The 16,250-nt window shown below is 60.6% G+C and carries 18 protein-coding genes; 12 read left to right on the top strand and 6 right to left on the bottom strand.

Annotated features, from left to right (window positions below; all coding sequences use genetic code 11):
* Positions 1-180 precede the first annotated feature (180 nt).
* Positions 181-1,089, top strand: a complete 909-nt coding sequence (gene prmB, locus HRH33_RS18790; RefSeq protein ID WP_167418071.1) for a 50S ribosomal protein L3 N(5)-glutamine methyltransferase — start codon at positions 181-183, stop codon at positions 1,087-1,089.
* 64 nt (positions 1,090-1,153) lie between these two features.
* Here the strand turns inward: prmB and HRH33_RS18785 are convergent, their stop codons facing one another.
* Positions 1,154-1,960 (bottom strand): hypothetical protein, encoded by an 807-nt coding sequence (locus HRH33_RS18785; RefSeq protein ID WP_034099339.1) that lies wholly within the window; start codon positions 1,958-1,960, stop codon positions 1,154-1,156.
* Positions 1,961-2,059: 99 nt separating this feature from the next.
* Complete coding sequence (locus HRH33_RS18780; RefSeq protein WP_167418070.1) at positions 2,060-3,022, bottom strand: alpha/beta hydrolase; 963 nt, start codon at positions 3,020-3,022, stop codon at positions 2,060-2,062.
* Between the two features lie 142 nt (positions 3,023-3,164).
* Between HRH33_RS18780 and aroC the strand changes: the two genes are divergently transcribed.
* The 4 genes from aroC to HRH33_RS18760 all read left to right on the top strand — a co-directional run bounded on the left by aroC (position 3,165) and on the right by HRH33_RS18760 (position 6,482).
* Positions 3,165-4,256, top strand: coding sequence for a chorismate synthase (gene aroC / locus HRH33_RS18775; protein WP_034099336.1), 1,092 nt, complete (start codon positions 3,165-3,167; stop codon positions 4,254-4,256).
* Between the two features lie 85 nt (positions 4,257-4,341).
* Entirely contained in the window at positions 4,342-5,499 is a 1,158-nt protein-coding gene (locus tag HRH33_RS18770) for an MFS transporter (RefSeq protein ID WP_167418069.1), read from the top strand.
* Positions 5,496-6,002 carry an acireductone dioxygenase gene (locus HRH33_RS18765; RefSeq protein ID WP_167418068.1) on the top strand — a complete coding sequence of 169 codons (507 nt, stop codon included), beginning with the start codon at positions 5,496-5,498 and terminating at the stop codon, positions 6,000-6,002. The genes HRH33_RS18770 and HRH33_RS18765 overlap by 4 nt, the downstream gene beginning before the upstream one ends.
* A gap of 210 nt (positions 6,003-6,212) precedes the next feature.
* On the top strand, positions 6,213-6,482 hold the full coding sequence (locus tag HRH33_RS18760; RefSeq protein WP_034099331.1) for a response regulator transcription factor: 270 nt from the start codon (positions 6,213-6,215) through the stop codon (positions 6,480-6,482).
* Between the two features lie 60 nt (positions 6,483-6,542).
* On the opposite strand, the gene HRH33_RS18755 is transcribed toward HRH33_RS18760, so the two are convergent.
* Positions 6,543-6,821, bottom strand: coding sequence for a DUF3509 domain-containing protein (locus HRH33_RS18755; RefSeq protein WP_003172952.1), 279 nt, complete (start codon positions 6,819-6,821; stop codon positions 6,543-6,545).
* A 394-nt stretch (positions 6,822-7,215) separates the two neighbouring features.
* On the opposite strand from HRH33_RS18755, the gene HRH33_RS18750 reads away from it, so the two are divergent.
* The 5 genes from HRH33_RS18750 (at position 7,216) to HRH33_RS18730 (ending at position 12,856) form a co-directional block, all read left to right on the top strand.
* A complete protein-coding gene (locus HRH33_RS18750; protein ID WP_167418067.1) occupies positions 7,216-9,042 on the top strand; it encodes a long-chain-acyl-CoA synthetase in 1,827 nt (608 codons plus the stop codon).
* A 112-nt stretch (positions 9,043-9,154) separates the two neighbouring features.
* Entirely contained in the window at positions 9,155-9,667 is a 513-nt protein-coding gene (locus HRH33_RS18745) for an ankyrin repeat domain-containing protein (RefSeq protein ID WP_034099327.1), read from the top strand.
* Between the two features lie 41 nt (positions 9,668-9,708).
* Positions 9,709-10,239 (top strand): hypothetical protein, encoded by a 531-nt coding sequence (locus HRH33_RS18740; RefSeq protein WP_167418066.1) that lies wholly within the window; start codon positions 9,709-9,711, stop codon positions 10,237-10,239.
* A 67-nt stretch (positions 10,240-10,306) separates the two neighbouring features.
* The gene (locus tag HRH33_RS18735; protein WP_003172956.1) at positions 10,307-10,498 is read left to right on the top strand and encodes a PLDc N-terminal domain-containing protein; all 192 of its coding nucleotides are present in this window, start codon (positions 10,307-10,309) and stop codon (positions 10,496-10,498) included.
* A 270-nt stretch (positions 10,499-10,768) separates the two neighbouring features.
* A complete protein-coding gene (locus tag HRH33_RS18730) occupies positions 10,769-12,856 on the top strand; it encodes an LTA synthase family protein (RefSeq protein WP_167418065.1) in 2,088 nt (695 codons plus the stop codon).
* A gap of 55 nt (positions 12,857-12,911) precedes the next feature.
* Here the strand turns inward: HRH33_RS18730 and HRH33_RS18725 are convergent, their stop codons facing one another.
* Positions 12,912-13,064 carry a DUF3309 family protein gene (locus tag HRH33_RS18725; protein ID WP_003192767.1) on the bottom strand — a complete coding sequence of 51 codons (153 nt, stop codon included), beginning with the start codon at positions 13,062-13,064 and terminating at the stop codon, positions 12,912-12,914.
* Positions 13,065-13,393: 329 nt separating this feature from the next.
* Here HRH33_RS18725 and HRH33_RS18720 point away from each other — a divergent pair, with 329 nt between their 5' ends.
* Both HRH33_RS18720 and csrA read left to right on the top strand, forming a co-directional pair.
* Complete coding sequence (locus HRH33_RS18720) at positions 13,394-14,209, top strand: SDR family oxidoreductase (RefSeq protein WP_034138785.1); 816 nt, start codon at positions 13,394-13,396, stop codon at positions 14,207-14,209.
* A 314-nt stretch (positions 14,210-14,523) separates the two neighbouring features.
* The gene (gene csrA, locus HRH33_RS18715; RefSeq protein ID WP_034099321.1) at positions 14,524-14,727 is read left to right on the top strand and encodes a carbon storage regulator CsrA; all 204 of its coding nucleotides are present in this window, start codon (positions 14,524-14,526) and stop codon (positions 14,725-14,727) included.
* A 10-nt stretch (positions 14,728-14,737) separates the two neighbouring features.
* Here csrA and HRH33_RS18710 read toward each other — a convergent pair whose 3' ends face one another.
* Positions 14,738-14,965: a YheU family protein gene (locus HRH33_RS18710; protein WP_003192759.1), complete on the bottom strand. Its 228-nt coding sequence runs from the start codon at positions 14,963-14,965 to the stop codon at positions 14,738-14,740.
* Between the two features lie 59 nt (positions 14,966-15,024).
* Complete coding sequence (locus HRH33_RS18705) at positions 15,025-16,209, bottom strand: osmoprotectant NAGGN system M42 family peptidase (protein ID WP_034099320.1); 1,185 nt, start codon at positions 16,207-16,209, stop codon at positions 15,025-15,027.
* Positions 16,210-16,250: the final 41 nt, after the last annotated feature.

The following is a 16,250-nucleotide window of genomic DNA, read 5'->3' as shown; positions in this document are numbered from 1 at the left end:
AATCGCTACGATCGTAAGGTACGCCGTTGCTGGCGTGCAGCGATGTCAAGAGGTGGACGTGTTGGGCGCAATACTGGCAATTTGGATGAAAACCGACGTACGGCGCCAGGTTTTTCGTACATCGTCGGTACAGGCGAAGGCTGTTAGAATCGCCAGTCGTTTTTTCCAGGAGTCTGCCCCGTGATCACTTCCCGCCTGCGCACCTTGCGCGACCATATCCGTTGGGCTGTCAGCCGTTTCCATGGGGAAGAGCTGTTTTTCGGGCATGGCACCGACAATGCCTGGGACGAAGCCCGCCAGTTGGTACTCGGCGCCTTGCACCTGCCTTGGGAAATGGCCGACAGCTACCTGGACTGCAACCTCGAAGAAGAGGAAATCTCCCACGTACAGCGCCTGCTGCATCGTCGCATCCATGAACGCGTGCCCACCGCTTACCTGCTGGGTGAGGCGTGGTTCTGCGGCATGTCGTTTATCGTCGATGAACGCGTGCTGATCCCGCGCTCACCGATTGGCGAACTGATCGAAAACCGCTTCGAACCCTGGCTGGCCCAACCGCCGGCGCGCATTCTCGACCTGTGCACCGGCTCCGGGTGCATCGGCATCGCCTGCGCTTACGAATTCCAGGACGCCGAAGTGGTGTTGGGGGATCTGTCCTTTGAAGCCCTGGAAGTGGCCAACCAGAACATCGAGCGTCATGGCGTCGACGAGCGCGTGTACACCGTGCAGGGCGACGGCTTCGACGGCCTGCCGGGCCAGCGGTTCGACCTGATCGTCTCCAACCCGCCGTATGTGGACGCCGAGGATTTTGCCGACATGCCAGACGAGTACCAGCACGAACCGGAGCTGGGCCTGGCCTGTGGCGACGACGGCCTGAACCTGGTGCGACGCATGTTGGCCGAAGCGGCGGACCACCTTACGGAGAAAGGCCTGTTGATTGTCGAGGTCGGTAACAGCCAGGTTCACGTCGAAACGTTGTACCCGGAGGTGGATTTCGCCTGGCTGGAGTTCCAGCGTGGCGGGCACGGTGTGTTTATGTTGACCGCCGAACAGTGCCGCACCCATCAAGCGGTGTTCGCCGCCAAGGTGTAACGGCGGGACCACCGTTAAAGATGTGGGAGGGGGCCTCCTCCCACATCGATCGCCTTTCAAACGGCTATCGGTGCGTCGCAATCCAGATCAACAACCCCGCCTGAAACACCGTAAACGCCACCAGGCAGGTAATCGTAAAGCGCAAGCCGCTGTCTTCGCGCTTGAACTTGGTGACCTTTTCTTCTTCCTTTCGCAGCTTCACTTCCTGTTCCAGCAGATTCTGCTCGGCCTGCTGCAGCATCTGTGCGGCTTCGAGGATTTCCACGAACTGCACCTTCTCGGTGTTCCAACTGTCCAGCACCGCGCTGACCTTACCGGGCTGTACGTTGCCTTTGAGGTGCTGCACATCGGCGTAGGCCACATCGAAACCCTGGATGCGCAAAAAGTGATCGCGGCGCAGGCGCGTGGATTCGTTGAGGGCGTCCTTGTTAGAAAGGTCGACGCCATCGACGCGGTAATGGGACCAGTGCTTTTTCGCCCAAGCCGCGGCCTGGGCCACCAGGAATCGACCGATGCCACGGTTGGGCGGCTCGATTTCCAGGCTGTTGCCGGGGCCGAAATGCACGCGATGTTTATCGTGGTCGACCCACACATCCAAATGGTTCTGCTCGCGGCGCACGCGCTGACCGGGTAGTTGGATGACCATGCGCAAAAGACTGTGGTGTTTGTCGTTGCGCTCGGCATAGCCGAACTGCACAAACCGCAACGGCCGCGCACCGGTAGCGCGGTCGGTGGCCAGGGGAGCCAGGCGCAGCATCTTGAAATGTTCGGCTTGAACGTCCGCCCATGGCAAAGGCGCCGTGTCGGCGGCCTCGGGTGTTGCGGCCGAGGTGTCGGCGGTCGGTTCGGGTAGTGCTTCTGTGGTTGTCATGCGGTGCGATCCTGTCCAGGCCCAGCGAGTCGACGGTCTTTTTACTGTCGACCCTGGGCTTATCGGCCGGATTTGCCAGGACTGGAGGCCATTTGTTGCTTAACGGGATTGAAGTCCGTCGATAAAGCTCACGATGCGCTTGCCCAGTTCAGCGGCAAGGGGCAATTGCGGGTCGTTGTAGGAAGCCAGTTGCTGTTTCACTTCCTTGGGCACGATGCGCATCACATGATTCATGCCGTCGATCACCACCAGTTGCGCGTCGGGCTTGGCCTGCTTGAGTTGCCGGGCATCGCCCACGCCCACTTGGATATCGTGGGTGCCCTGGATGATCAGCGCCGGCACGCTCAGCTTGGCGAACGCGGCCGAGGGATCGGCGCGGAACAGGCTGATCAGATACGGCTGCACACTGGGTCGGAAAATGCCTTGCAGCGGGCCAGGCACATCGGCGTCCACCTGGCCGGCCTTGAGGTGATCGAGGATTTCATTGCTGCGTAACAGCAGGGCAGGGGGCAGGTGATCGGCCAGTTGCTGGCGGATCACTTGATCCACCGGGCGCGCGCTGCCGGACAGGGAAATCACCCCGGCAGGCTGCAACTGCGGCGCGGCCAGCGCGGCCACCAGTGCACCTTCACTATGGCCCAGTACGATCAATGGGCCCATGCGCTTGTCGGCCTTGAGCAGGTTGCCCCACGCCACCGCGTCGGCGACGTAGGCATCCAGGGTCAGGTTGCGTTCGTCCGGGGTCGCGGCCAGGCTGGCGGCCACGCCGCGCTTGTCGTAGCGCACGCTGGCGATATTGTGCCGGGCCAACACCCAGGCCAGGCGCTTGAGACTATCGTTGCGCGCGCCGTCGGCGCTGTTGCCGTTGCGGTCGGTGGGGCCGGAACCGGCGATGATCAATACCACTGGCACCGGGCTGTCGGACTGCGGCAGCAACAACGAGCCGAATAGCTTGCCACTGCCGGTGTCGAGGCTGATGGGCCGTTGTAGGACAACAGGGGACGCGGCGTGGGCCAAGGTGGTCAAGAGGGTGAGGGTAAACAGCAAAACTCGCAGCATCATCGCGCCATCATCAGGGAAGTGCCGGTTGGACCCATGCCGACCGGTAAGGTTTCGAGGATGAACTAGTCGGTGTGCCCGCGTATACTGGCGCGCTTGGTTATCACCCCTGAGTGATTACAACTGATTTCACGGAGCGCCCTGCATGTCCGGCAATACCTTCGGCAAGCTGTTCACTGTCACCACCGCGGGCGAAAGCCATGGCCCGGCGTTGGTCGCCATTGTCGACGGCTGCCCGCCCGGCCTTGAGTTGACCCTGGACGACCTGCAGCGTGACCTCGACCGCCGCAAACCCGGCACCAGCCGCCACACCACCCAGCGCCAGGAACCCGACGAGGTCGAGATCCTCTCCGGCGTGTTCGAAGGTCGCACCACCGGCTGCGCCATCGGCCTGCTGATTCGCAATACCGACCAGAAGTCCAAGGACTATTCGGCGATCAAGGACCTGTTCCGCCCGGCCCACGCCGACTACACCTACCACCACAAATATGGCGAGCGCGACTACCGTGGCGGCGGCCGCAGCTCGGCCCGGGAAACCGCCATGCGCGTGGCGGCCGGGGCCATCGCCAAGAAATACCTGGCGACCCAGGGCATCTTGATCCGTGGCTACATGAGCCAGTTGGGCCCGATTGAAATCCCGTTCAAGACCTGGGACAGCGTGGAAGACAACGCGTTTTTCTGCCCCGACCCGGACAAAGTCCCGGAGCTGGAGGCCTATATGGATCAGCTGCGCCGTGACCAGGACTCGGTTGGTGCCAAGATCACCGTGGTCGCCGAAGGCGTCAAGCCGGGCCTGGGCGAGCCGATTTTCGACCGCCTCGACGCTGAGCTGGCCCATGCGCTGATGAGCATCAACGCGGTCAAGGGCGTGGAAATCGGCGCCGGTTTCGCCTGTGTCGCCCAGCGCGGCACCGAGCATCGCGATGAGCTGACGCCCCAAGGGTTTCTCAGCAATAACGCGGGTGGCATTCTCGGAGGTATTTCGTCCGGTCAGCCCATCGTCGCGCACCTGGCCCTCAAGGCCACCTCCAGCATCACCACTCCGGGCCGTTCGATTGACGTGCACGGCAACCCGGTGGACGTGATCACCAAAGGCCGTCACGACCCCTGCGTCGGCATCCGCGCCACGCCGATCGCGGAAGCGATGATGGCCATCGTGCTGATGGACCACCTGCTGCGCAATCGCGGGCAGAACGCCGACGTGCAGGTGACGACCCCGGTACTGGGCCAGCTGTGACCGTCCGCAATATTGGCTGTGGTAAGCAAAATGGTTGTGGTGAGCGAGCTTGCTCGCGCCGGGCTGCCAAGCAGCCCCCCACACCATGCTGATCCCGTACTGGCGCCTTTCCAGCTTCTACCTGTTCTACTTCGCCCTGCTGGGCGCCACCGCGCCGTTCCTGGCGCTGTACTTCGATCACCTGGGGTTCTCCAGCGCGCGCATCGGCGAGCTGGTGGCCATCCCCATGTTGATGCGCTGCGTGGCCCCGAACCTGTGGGGCTGGCTGGGGGATTACACCGGCCGCCGCCTGGCCATCGTGCGTTTTGGCGCGGTGTGCACGTTGCTGAGCTTCTCGCTGATTTTCGTCAGCCACACCTATGCCTGGCTGGCGCTGGTGATGGCGCTGCATGCGTTCTTCTGGCACGCAGTGCTGCCGCAGTTTGAAGTGATCACCCTGGCCCATCTGCAAAAACACACCTCGCGCTACAGCCAGATCCGCCTTTGGGGCTCCATCGGTTTCATTCTTACCGTGGTCATCATGGGCCGCCTGTTCGACTGGCTGAGCCTGGACATCTACCCGGTGGTGGTCGTGGTGATCATGGCCGGCATCATCGGTGCCAGCCTGTGGGTGCCGAATGCACAGCCGGCCAACCACGGCAATCGCCTGGCCGGGGATGGATTCCTCAAGCAACTGCGCAGCCCCGGCGTGCTGGCGTTCTACGCCTGTGTGGCGCTGATGCAGATGAGCCATGGCCCGTATTACACCTTCTTGACCTTGCACCTCGAACACTTGGGTTACAGCCGGGGCGTGATCGGGTTGTTGTGGGCGCTGGGAGTGGTGGCCGAAGTGCTGATGTTTCTGGGCATGAGCCGTATCCTTACGCGCTTTTCGCTGCGCCGGGTGCTGCTGGCGAGTTTTCTGCTGGCGGCGCTGCGCTGGGTATTGCTAGGCACATTGGCCGAATTCTTTTGGGTGCTGCTGCTGGCGCAGGTGCTGCATGCGGCTACCTTCGGCAGTTTCCATGCGGCGGCGATTGCCTTTGTGCAGCGCAGCTTCGGGGCTAAACAACAGGGCCAGGGCCAGGCGCTGTACGCCGCATTGTCCGGCACCGGCGGAGCCTTGGGCGCGCTGTATGCCGGCTACAGCTGGAACCTGCTGGGCCCGGCCTTCACCTTTAGTCTTGCCAGCGTCGCCGCCCTGGCTGCGGCCGTTATCATCGGCTTTCGATTGCACGAGCAGAACCAAGGAACCCTTCAATGAGTTATGTCGCCGTCTACCACGTCGCTACACCGGATACGCCGAACAAGGTGCTGACCCATCTCGACGATATCGCCAGCACCCTGGCCGAGCACGGCGTGCGCTTCGAGCGCTGGCAACCGGCCGCGATCGAGAAGGGCGCCACCGATAGCGCGCTGATCGAGGCGTATAAGGCGCCGATCAATGATCTGGGGTATGCCAACGTCGAGGTGCTCACAGTCATCGACCCGCGCCCGCCGCTTGCCGAGCAACGTTGCCGCGAAGCCCACGCCCACTTCTTTATCGCGGGGCAGGGGCTGTTCAGCCTGCATGTTGGCGATTACGTCTACAGCGTACGCTGCGAAAAAAACGATCTGTTGGTGATTCCGGCCGGCATGGCGCATTGGTTTGATCAGGGCGAGCATGGGCATTTTGTCATGCTGCGGTTGTTCAACAGTGCCGAGGGCGCTAAGCCTGCGTTGACGGGCGATACTTTCGCCGAACGCTTTCCGGGTTTGGACGACTAACCTCTACGAATAGGATCTTCAACCCCGGCAAATTTGAAATTGCTGTGGGAAGTGGCTTAGTTATCTGTAGGGCTCTGCTGTTTATGCGGACCCCTGCCCACGACGTGCATGGGTTGTGTAACTCTTCTGCGGCCTCAGTGTTTATGTCACCTGTCAATAGGAGGAATCCGAAGGGTGATCGGGCATTAGCCAATAAAAAGGAGAGACGCAATGAATCGCCCAGAGGAGTCGTTTGAGTCGTCGTATACCGTGCCCAATGCCGTCAGAAGACGCCTTAATTTATGGGGTAAGCCGCTGACGCCGTCGGAGTTGGAAATCCTGCGATGGGCTTCCGAAGGCAAGACCGTCTGGGAGATCAGCCAGATTCGCTGCACCTCCGAGGCCACGGTGAAGTTCCACTTGCGCAACATCTACGGCAAGTTGCAGGTCAACAACCGCGTACAGGCCATGAACGAAGCCGCGCGCCAGGGCCTGTGTTAAGCCCATAAAAAAGGGCCGCGACGCTCAACGGCGTCGCGGCCCTTTTTGTGCGCGGCTGACTTACGCGGAATGGTAGGTCGGCAGGGCGAAACGATTCTGGCTTTGCAGCATGGAGATCTGCGGCAGCTCACTGGCCTGCTCAGCCAGGTCACGACGGATGGCGCTGATCACCCAGGTCAGTTGGTCGGCAGTATGCAATTGCTGATAAGAGATCGAGCGTTTGACCTGCTTGCCTTCACTGTTACGCAAGGTCAACAGGATGCCGCCGTCCGGACGAGGCTGAGTGGTGACGTCGTAGTTGGAAAATACCGAAGCGAATTTATCTTGGATCAGGCTCATGTTTATCAGCTCCATTGGCTCAAGTGGGCAAGCATGGAGTGATAAGTGCAGCGATTGTGCCAGCTTAACGAATACTAAAAAATCCTTATAAATCAGTGTGTTATAAAAAATAGAAATTTTCGTTTTCGTGCAATTTGCATGAATGGCCATCATGCATCCTGCATTTTGCGTTACCCGGCGCGGTGCCACTGGCGCCTCATTACGTTTAAAGACTGTTTAAGCGCGGCTAAATTCCCTTTTCCCGAGCGCATCCGTCGGGATACAAAACTTTTCAAATCCTGCGTGTACAGCTGAAGAAGGGCTGACGTATTTTCCTGCAAGGCATTTAGCAGCTTCCTACGGTGATGCTGCTGTGTGCGGATCATACGAAGAATAAGAAAAAGGACGTTCCGCCATGAACCCTCCGCATGACGACATGATCACCTGGGGCAAGATGCTGCGTAAGGTGCCCGCCATTGTTCGCGCTTTGCCGCGCGTGGTGCGCGGCATGCGCGCGGCGAATGTCACCGACCCCGGCCAAGCTTGCGGGCTGGGTTGGGAGTTTGAACAAGCCACCTTGCGCAACCCCGACGGCAGCGCGGTGCTGTACGGCGACCGCGTGCTCAGTTACGCCAATGTCAACCGACAGGCCAATCGGATCGCCCACCACTTACACGCCCAAGGCATTGGCAAGGGCGATGTGGTGGCGCTGTTTATCGAAAACCGCCCGGAATTATTGCTGTGCGTACTGGCCGTGGCCAAGCTGGGCGGCATCTGCGCGATGGTCAACACCGCGCAAACCCAGGCGACGCTGGTGCACAGCCTTAACCTGGTCAGCCCGGTGGCGATCGTGGTCGGCGCGGAATTGCTCGGTGCTTATGACGCGGTGCGCAATCAGGTGCCGATCCAGGCCGAACGGACATGGTTCGTGCCTGATCAGACGCAAGCGCCGCTGCCCGAGGGCTATGTCGACCTGATCGCAGCCAGCGCCGACTGCTCGCAGGCTAACCCTGCCAGCACCGCTCAGGTGTTCTTCAACGACCCCTGCTTCTATATCTACACCTCCGGCACTACTGGCCTGCCCAAGGCCGGCATCATGAAACATGGACGCTGGACCAAGACCGCCGTGAGTTTCGGCCGCATCGCCCTGGACATGGGCCCCGACGACGTCCTGTATTGCACCTTGCCGCTGTACCACGCCACCGGCCTATGTGTGTGCTGGGGCTCGGCGATTGTCGGCGCGTCGGGGTTCGCCATCCGTCGCAAGTTCAGCGCCAGTCAGTTCTGGGACGATGCGCGCAAGTTCAATGCCACCACCCTGGGCTACGTGGGCGAGTTGTGCCGTTACCTGCTCGACCAGCCGCCCAGCGAAAACGACCGCGACAACCGCGTCACCAAGATGGTCGGCAATGGCCTGCGCCCCGGCGTGTGGGCGCAGTTCAAGGCCCGCTATGGCGTGGCTCATATCTGCGAGCTGTACGCCGCCAGCGACGGCAACATCGGCTTCACCAATGTGTTGAATTTCGACAACACCATCGGTTTTTGCCTGCAGCACTGGGCGCTGGTGGACTACGCCCACGACAGCGGCGAACCGATCCGTGGCGGCGATGGCTTCATGCGCAAGGTCCAGACGGGCGGGCAGGGGCTGCTGCTGGCCAGGATCGATGACAAGTCGCCCTTCGACGGCTACACCGACCCAGAAAAAAACCGCAAGGTCATCCTCACCGACGTCTTCGAACCGGGCGACCGGTACTTCAACACCGGCGATCTATTACGCAGCATCGGTTTCGGCCACGCGCAGTTCGTCGATCGCCTGGGGGACACCTATCGCTGGAAAGGAGAAAACGTCTCCACCACCGAAGTCGAAAACGTCCTGCTGCAACACCCGCAGATTGCTGAAGTGGTGGCCTACGGAGTGGAAATCGACAACACCAATGGCCGCGCCGGCATGGTCGCCATCACCCCCAGCGAGTCCCTGGCCGCGCTGGACATGCGTGAACTGCTGCAATTCGCCCACGGCCAGTTGCCCCCTTACGCAGTGCCGCTGTTCCTGCGGATCAAGGTGCAGATGGAAACCACCGGCACATTCAAGTACCAGAAGGTGCGGCTCAAGGAAGAGGCTTTCGACCCGGCCAAGGCGGGCAACGACCCGGTGTATGCCTGGCTGCCGGGGTCGGATGGCTACGTGCCGATCACTGGCGAGCTATTGGCGCAGATTCAGGGTGGCCATTTCCGCTATTGATTGAGTGTGTCTATGGACACTTTTGACAAAAAAGCCATGACAGTGGGGAACTCCATCGCGACACTGGGCGCCATATTCTGTACTTGAATTCGCACCCGCCAAGGAGCCCCCCATGTCTGCCCCCAAACAAATGACCGAAGACGAAGCCGCCGAATTTGCCGAGCAGGTTTTCGATGTGGCTCGCAAAGGCGATGCCGCCATGCTCGCCGCGCTGCTGGCTAAGGGCTTGCCGGCCAACTTTCGCAATCACAATGGCGACACCTTGCTGATGCTGGCGGCCTACCACGGTCACGCCGAGGCGGTCAAAGTGCTGCTGGAGTTCAAGGCCGACCCGTTGATCGCTAACGATAAGAACCAATTGCCGATTGCCGGCGCGGCGTTCAAAGGCAACCTGCCCGTGGTCAAGGCCTTGATCGAAGGCGGCACGCCGGTGGAGGCCGCGTCTTCGGACGGTCGCACCGCGTTGATGATGGCGGCAATGTTCAATCGCGTCGAAATGCTCGACTACCTGCTCGCCCAGGGCGCCAACCCCAAGGCCACCGACGCCCAGGGCGCCACCGCTTTGGCAGCGGCGCAGACCATGGGCGCGATGGATACGGCGGCGCGTTTGCAGAATCTGGTGTAGGCTTTGCGCCCTCGAAGATCAGCCTGCAACAGGAACGCCCCATGAAAACCGCCCTCGTCGAACTCATCAGCCACATCAGCGCCGGCGTCATGGGCGAGGATGAGGTGGCGCGCATCGCCGAGGAGGCCGCCCAGGCTTACGCCGATCCGGTGGCCTTTCTGGCGGCCAACCCGGATATCAACTACGACGACACTTTCCCGATCCCTCTCGGGGAGTGGGTGGTGGTCGGCAGCCTGCCGGACACGGTGCTGTTCCAGGCTGACACTTATGGCGACCTGTTTGCCCAGATCGTCGCGTCGTTTGGGCCGGGCGTGGCGTTCAACCTCAAGGCCAAACAACTGGCCAAGACCGAAGCGCTGACCGCGCTCAATCGCATCCAGGTGCAGATGAGCGCCCTGAGCCAGGAAGACGGCGGCTATGTGCTGGTGAACTTCAGCCACTTGCTGGATGACGAGATTCAGTTGGTGCTGGTCTACGGCAATGCCTTGCCACGGGTGTTGGAGTTGTGCGCCGAGGTCGGGATAAAGGCCGAGCCGTCCCTGGAAGCCCTGAAAATCGCCGTACATGTCTGAAATAAAACGGAACCCTGGCAGGGGCTGACTATCCTACAAGGGCATGCCCTCACTTAGGAGCGACACCATGGGTTCCACGTTCAATGGCCTGATCGGCCTGATCATCCTCGCGCTGGATATCTGGGCGATCATCAACGTCTTCAAAAGCGGCGCCAGCACCGGGGCCAAGGTGTTGTGGATCCTGCTGATCCTGCTGCTGCCGGTACTGGGCCTGATTATCTGGGCGATCGCCGGCCCGCGCGGTAACGTGCGGATCTGACCACGGCGTTCAGGGGCTATGTGTGAGAGGGAGCCACTCCCTCCCACACGGGCTTGCCGTCCGATCTAGAAATTTGTGTATCGAAATATGCGTTGCACGGAATTTTCACATTCCCTCCAAGACAATTCCCCCCCGGTTCCAGCTGCGCGCCAATCAAGGCGCGGTAAAGCTCCCCGTTCAGTAATTTAATAGCCTTGCCGGCCTTGATCGGGCACCATTCGCGCCACGCAATACTTCGTCACTTCAACTTCCAATGGGTCCTGAAACGACATGGCAAACCCGGACGCCCTGAGCCAGCAGCGAGCCTCGACTCGTCTGCTGCAACCGACCGTCAAATCCCATCTGGCATACACGCTGCTCTGCGCACTGGTCATGATGGTGATGTTCTCCCTGCTGCGCCTGGCGCTTCTGGTATACAACCGCGAGATGATCCTCGACACACCGGCCTCGACCTTCCTTGAAGCGTTCGGCAACGGCCTGCGCCTGGACCTGCGCTTGGTGGTGTACCTGAGCATTCCGCTGTTGCTGGCGCTGTTCAGCGTGCGCGCGATGGCCGCGCGTGGGTTCTTCCGTTTGTGGTTGACCGTCGCGTCCAGCATCGCCCTGTTCCTGGGCCTGATGGAAATGGACTTCTATCGCGAGTTCCACCAGCGCCTCAACGGCCTGGTCTTCCAATATGTGAAGGAAGATCCGAAAACCGTGATGAGCATGCTCTGGTACGGTTTCCCGGTGGTGCGTTACCTGCTGGCGTGGGCCGTGGGTACGCTGATCCTGAGCATGGCCTTCAAAGGCGCCGACCGCGCCACGCGCCCGCGCGGCCCGTTCAGCGGCGGCAGCATCGGTACGCGCCAAGTGGCGCCGTGGTATTCGCGCATCGCCGTGTTCGTGGTGTGCCTGCTGGTGGCCGTGGTCGCCGCCCGTGGCACCCTGCGCCAGGGCCCGCCGCTGCGCTGGGGCGACGTGTACACCACCGAGTCCAACTTCGCTAACCAGTTGGGCCTCAATGGCACGCTGTCACTGATTGCGGCGGCCAAGTCGCGCTTCTCCGAAGACCGCACCAATATTTGGAAAGCCACCCTGGAGCAGCCGCTGGCGACCCAGACCGTGCGCGACATGCTGGTGCTGCCGACGGAAAAATTGGTGGATACCGACACCGCCGCTGTGCGCCGTAACTTCCTGCCACCGGCCGAGAAAACCCTGCCGATCAAGAACGTCGTGGTGATCCTGATGGAAAGCTTCGCCGGCCACTCGGTGGGCGCGCTGGGCCGTCCGGGCAACATCACGCCGTACTTCGACAAATTGTCCAAGGAAGGCCTGCTGTTCGACCGCTTCTTCTCCAACGGCACCCATACCCACCAGGGCATGTTTGCCACCATGGCCTGCTTCCCGAACCTGCCGGGTTTCGAATACCTGATGCAGACCCCCGAAGGCAGCCACAAACTGTCGGGCCTGCCGCAGTTGCTCAGCGCTCGCAAGTTTGACGACGTGTATGTCTACAACGGCGACTTCGCCTGGGACAACCAGTCTGGCTTCTTCAGCAACCAGGGCATGACCAACTTCATTGGCCGCAATGACTTCGTCGACCCGGTATTCTCCGACCCGACGTGGGGCGTGTCCGACCAGGATATGTTCAACCGTGGCCTGCAAGAGCTGAAGGCCCGTGAAGGCGGCAAGCCGTTCTACGCGCTGCTGCAAACCCTGTCCAACCACACGCCGTACGCGTTGCCGACGCCGTTGCCGGTGGAGAAAGTCACTGACCGTGGCAGCCTTAACGAGCACTTGACCGCCATGCGTTACTCCGACTGGGCCCTGGGCCAGTTCTTCGAGCAGGCGCGCAAGGAACCGTATTTCAAGGAAACCTTGTTCGTGATCGTCGGCGACCACGGCTTCGGCAACGAACAGCAAATCACTGAGATGGACCTGGGCCGCTTCAACGTGCCGATGCTGATGATTGCGCCGGGCATGCAGGAAAAGTTTGGCGAGCGCGACCACACTGTGGGGACGCAGATCGACATCGTGCCAACCATCATGGGCCGCCTGGGTGGGGAAACTCTGCACCAGTGCTGGGGCCGCGACCTGCTCAACCTGCCGGAAGGCGACAAGGGCTTCGGCGTGATCAAGCCTTCGGGCAGCGATCAGACCGTGGCATTGGTCACTGCGGACCGCATCCTGGTACTGCCCAAGGAAATGCCACCGAAGTTGTGGCAGTACGAGTTGGGTGCCAACCCGACCGGCAAACTGATTCCGGAGTCTTCGGATGAGGCGGCCCTCAAGCAGAAACTTGAGTCGTTCCTGCAGACCGCGACCAAGAGCCTGTTGGATAACACCGCCGGTGTGGTGGACGGTAAGCCGGACTGATTAACTGGCAATAAAAAAGAGGCCTTCTTGAAGGCCTCTTTTTTTTACCGCGGTTTTATATCTTGCCGAGCAACAACAGCACCAGCAGTACGACCAGTACCACGCCGAGAATACCCGACGGGCCATAACCCCAGTTACGCGAGTGCGGGAATACCGGCAGACCGCCGACCAGCAACAGAATCAGGATGATGATGAGAATGAGGCTCATGGTTTTATTTCCTTATAGGCCTTATGCAAGGACAGGTTATTTAACGGTAGGACCGTACTCTAAGTTACGGGCGCCTTAACAACTCCGACTGTAGTGCTTCACAGAAAATTCCCTGTTTTTTTAAAGCATTTCGATAACCTGGTTATTTCTTTTAAATAAGTGGCTAAAACCCTGCTTAGTTGAAAAAGATTGAACTTAGAGAGAGCTGAGGTATCCGACCCGGCCGCGGGTTTGCCTGGGGCATTCATCACTCTGATGGTGCGTGGGGCGCGTGGAAACCTTCGCTACACTGCCGATCACTTCTACTGTGAACCACAAGGCTACTTCTTATGCAAAATCGCATGATGATCACTGGTGCCGGCTCTGGCCTGGGTCGCGAAATCGCGCTGCGCTGGGCACGCGAGGGCTGGCAGTTGGCCTTGTCGGACGTCAGCGAGCCCGGCCTGCAGGAAACCCTCAAGCAGGTACGCGAAGCCGGCGGCGATGGTTTCGTGCAGCGTTGCGATGTGCGCGACTACAGCCAGCTCACCGCGTTTGCCCAGGCTTGCGAGGTCAAGCTGGGAGGCATCGATGTGATCGTCAACAACGCCGGGGTGGCTTCCGGCGGGTTCTTCGCCGAGTTGTCGCTGGAAGACTGGGACTGGCAGATCGCAATCAACCTGATGGGGGTGGTCAAGGGCTGCAAGGCGTTCCTGCCGCTGTTGGAGAAGAGCAAGGGGCGCATCATCAATATCGCTTCCATGGCAGCACTGATGCAGGGCCCGGCCATGAGCAATTACAACGTGGCCAAGGCCGGTGTGGTGGCGCTGTCCGAGAGTCTGCTGGTGGAACTCAAGCAGCAGGAGGTCGGTGTGCATGTGGTCTGCCCATCGTTCTTCCAGACCAACCTGTTGGACTCGTTCCGAGGCCCGACGCCGGCCATGAAAGCGCAGGTCGGTAAGTTGCTTGAGAGCTCGCCGATTTCGGCGGCGGATATTGCCGATTACATCTACCAGCGTGTGGCCGAGGGAGAATTCATGATTCTGCCCCACGAGCAGGGGCGGATGGCGTGGGCGTTGAAGCAGAAGAATCCGCAGCTGCTCTACGATGAAATGGCCAGTATGGCCGACAAAATGCGCGCCAAAGCGCAGGCAACCAAAAGCTGAACTCAGCACAAGAACCTCAATTCTCAGGGTAAGTTTTCACCGCAGATGTGCAGCTACCTGTAGCCATAGCGGGGGCAAGCCCCCTCCCACCTTTTGAACTGTGAACAGGTCCAACTGTGGGAGGGGGCTTGCCCCCGATGGCGTCAGCGTTTGGATTTATGAAAGCGGGGAAAACCCCTCTGCATCTTTCACTTAGTCTGTCAGCTAAATTACCAGTTGATGTAGGTCCTGCCTGTTTTAGGGGCAGGGCATTGATGCTTCTACATCCGGCGCGCATGGTCGGGGTCCTGTCATTCTAAAAAAGGACAACCGCCATGCTGGTCTTAAGCCGCGCTGTAGGCGAAAGCATTGCCATCGGCGATGAAATCGCCCTGCACATCGTCGAATTGAACGGTAACCAAGTGAAGTTCGGCATCCACGCACCGGCCGGGGTGAATGTTCATCGCGCCGAGGTGCATCAGAAAATCCGCAAACGCCAAGCCGCCGCCACTCACCCGGCGGCAGTCCCCAACCCCTGAGTATCTTCCATCAATCGAACAGATGCTTGGGCACGTCGTGCTTGAGCATCAGTTGGCACTGTTCGCTCTCAGGGTCGAACACAATCAGGGCCTGGCCCTTGGTCAGCGCTTGGCGCACACGTAGCACGCGGGTTTCCAGGGGCGTGTCGTCACCGTTGTCGGTGCCATCGCGGGTGACGAAGTCTTCGATAAGGCGTGTCAGGGTATCGACTTCAAGTGCATCGTAGGGAATCAGCATACAAGCCTCGGGTGTTGGATCCCGGCGATCCTACTGCGCCGGGACCCCAGTTGCCAGTGTCAGGACTTTTGACCCACTAGGCTGTCCACCGACGGCACTCGCGTGTCGCTCTCCATCTGCGTTTCGTGCTCGATCTGATGACTGAAGCGGTCCAGTGAGCCCTGGGCCGGTTGCGCATCGCTGGCGAATACCGGCGGGCTGAGGATATACGCGCCCAGCAGACGACTCAGGGCGGCAAGGCTGTCGATATGGGTGCGTTCGTAGCCGTGGGTGGCATCGCAGCCGAATGCCAGCAACGCGGTGCGGATATCGTGGCCGGCGGTCACCGCCGAATGGGCATCGCTGAAGTAATAGCGGAACAGGTCGCGGCGCACCGGCAGTTCGTTATCCGCCGCCAGGCGCAGCAGGTGCCGGGACAGGTGGTAATCGTACGGCCCGCCGGAATCCTGCATGGCCACACTCACCGCATGTTCGCTGGAGTGCTGACCGGGGGCGACCGGCGCGATGTCGATACCCACGAATTCACTCACATCCCACGGCAGCGCCGCCGCCGCACCACTGCCGGTTTCCTCAGTGATGGTGAACAGCGGGTGACAGTCGATCAGCAACGGTTCGCCGCTATCGACAATCGCCTTGAGCGCGGCGAGGAGGGCGGCGACGCCGGCTTTGTCATCCAGGTGACGGGCGCTGATATGTCCGCTCTCGGTGAACTCGGGCAGTGGGTCGAATGCCACGTAGTCACCCACGCTGATGCCCAGGGAATCGCAGTCGGCTCGGGTCGCGCAGTAGGCGTCCAGGCGCAGTTCGACGTGGTCCCAGCTCACTGGCATTTCATCCACGGCGGTGTTGAATGCGTGCCCGGAGGCCATCAGGGGCAACACGCTGCCGCGGATCACGCCGTTGTCGGTGAACAGGCTGACGCGGCTGCCTTCGGCAAAGCGGCTCGACCAGCAGCCCACCGGCGCCAGGGTCAGGCGACCGTTGTCCTTAATCGCGCGCACGGCGGCGCCGATGGTGTCCAAGTGCGCCGACACTGCGCGGTCCGGGCTGTTTTTCTGACCTTTGAGGGTGGCGCGAATGGTGCCGCGCCGGGTCATTTCAAATGGAATGCCCAGTTCTTCCAGACGCTCGGCCACATACCGCACGATGGTGTCGGTAAAACCGGTAGGGCTGGGAATGGCGAGCATTTCCAGCAGGACTTTTTGCAGGTAGTTGAGATCCGGTTCGGGAATGGTTCGGGTCATAAAGGTTTCCTTTAGTTGCAAGCGTTGAGCTGCAAGCTTCA

Source organism: Pseudomonas rhodesiae, from assembly GCF_013285305.1.
Classification (GTDB): Bacteria; Pseudomonadota; Gammaproteobacteria; order Pseudomonadales; family Pseudomonadaceae; genus Aquipseudomonas; species Aquipseudomonas rhodesiae.
The sequence above is the reverse complement of the archived record's forward strand: the minus strand, read 5'-3'. Positions and strand labels throughout refer to the sequence as shown.

Bases quoted from the DNA above. Each gene is read 5' to 3' on its own strand.
- HRH33_RS18745 (WP_034099327.1), top strand. From the start codon at position 9,155: ATGTCTGCCCCCAAACAAATGACCGAAGACGAAGCCGCCGAATTTGCC.
- HRH33_RS18710 (WP_003192759.1), bottom strand. From the start codon at position 14,965: ATGCTGATTCCCTACGATGCACTTGAAGTCGATACCCTGACACGCCTT.
- HRH33_RS18720 (WP_034138785.1), top strand. From the start codon at position 13,394: ATGCAAAATCGCATGATGATCACTGGTGCCGGCTCTGGCCTGGGTCGC.
- csrA (WP_034099321.1), top strand. From the start codon at position 14,524: ATGCTGGTCTTAAGCCGCGCTGTAGGCGAAAGCATTGCCATCGGCGAT.
- HRH33_RS18730 (WP_167418065.1), top strand. From the start codon at position 10,769: ATGGCAAACCCGGACGCCCTGAGCCAGCAGCGAGCCTCGACTCGTCTG.
- HRH33_RS18765 (WP_167418068.1), top strand. From the start codon at position 5,496: ATGAGTTATGTCGCCGTCTACCACGTCGCTACACCGGATACGCCGAAC.
- HRH33_RS18780 (WP_167418070.1), bottom strand. From the start codon at position 3,022: ATGATGCTGCGAGTTTTGCTGTTTACCCTCACCCTCTTGACCACCTTG.
- HRH33_RS18760 (WP_034099331.1), top strand. From the start codon at position 6,213: ATGAATCGCCCAGAGGAGTCGTTTGAGTCGTCGTATACCGTGCCCAAT.
- aroC (WP_034099336.1), top strand. From the start codon at position 3,165: ATGTCCGGCAATACCTTCGGCAAGCTGTTCACTGTCACCACCGCGGGC.
- HRH33_RS18750 (WP_167418067.1), top strand. From the start codon at position 7,216: ATGAACCCTCCGCATGACGACATGATCACCTGGGGCAAGATGCTGCGT.
- HRH33_RS18770 (WP_167418069.1), top strand. From the start codon at position 4,342: ATGCTGATCCCGTACTGGCGCCTTTCCAGCTTCTACCTGTTCTACTTC.
- HRH33_RS18705 (WP_034099320.1), bottom strand. From the start codon at position 16,209: ATGACCCGAACCATTCCCGAACCGGATCTCAACTACCTGCAAAAAGTC.
- HRH33_RS18755 (WP_003172952.1), bottom strand. From the start codon at position 6,821: ATGAGCCTGATCCAAGATAAATTCGCTTCGGTATTTTCCAACTACGAC.
- HRH33_RS18785 (WP_034099339.1), bottom strand. From the start codon at position 1,960: ATGACAACCACAGAAGCACTACCCGAACCGACCGCCGACACCTCGGCC.
- HRH33_RS18735 (WP_003172956.1), top strand. From the start codon at position 10,307: ATGGGTTCCACGTTCAATGGCCTGATCGGCCTGATCATCCTCGCGCTG.
- HRH33_RS18725 (WP_003192767.1), bottom strand. From the start codon at position 13,064: ATGAGCCTCATTCTCATCATCATCCTGATTCTGTTGCTGGTCGGCGGT.
- HRH33_RS18740 (WP_167418066.1), top strand. From the start codon at position 9,709: ATGAAAACCGCCCTCGTCGAACTCATCAGCCACATCAGCGCCGGCGTC.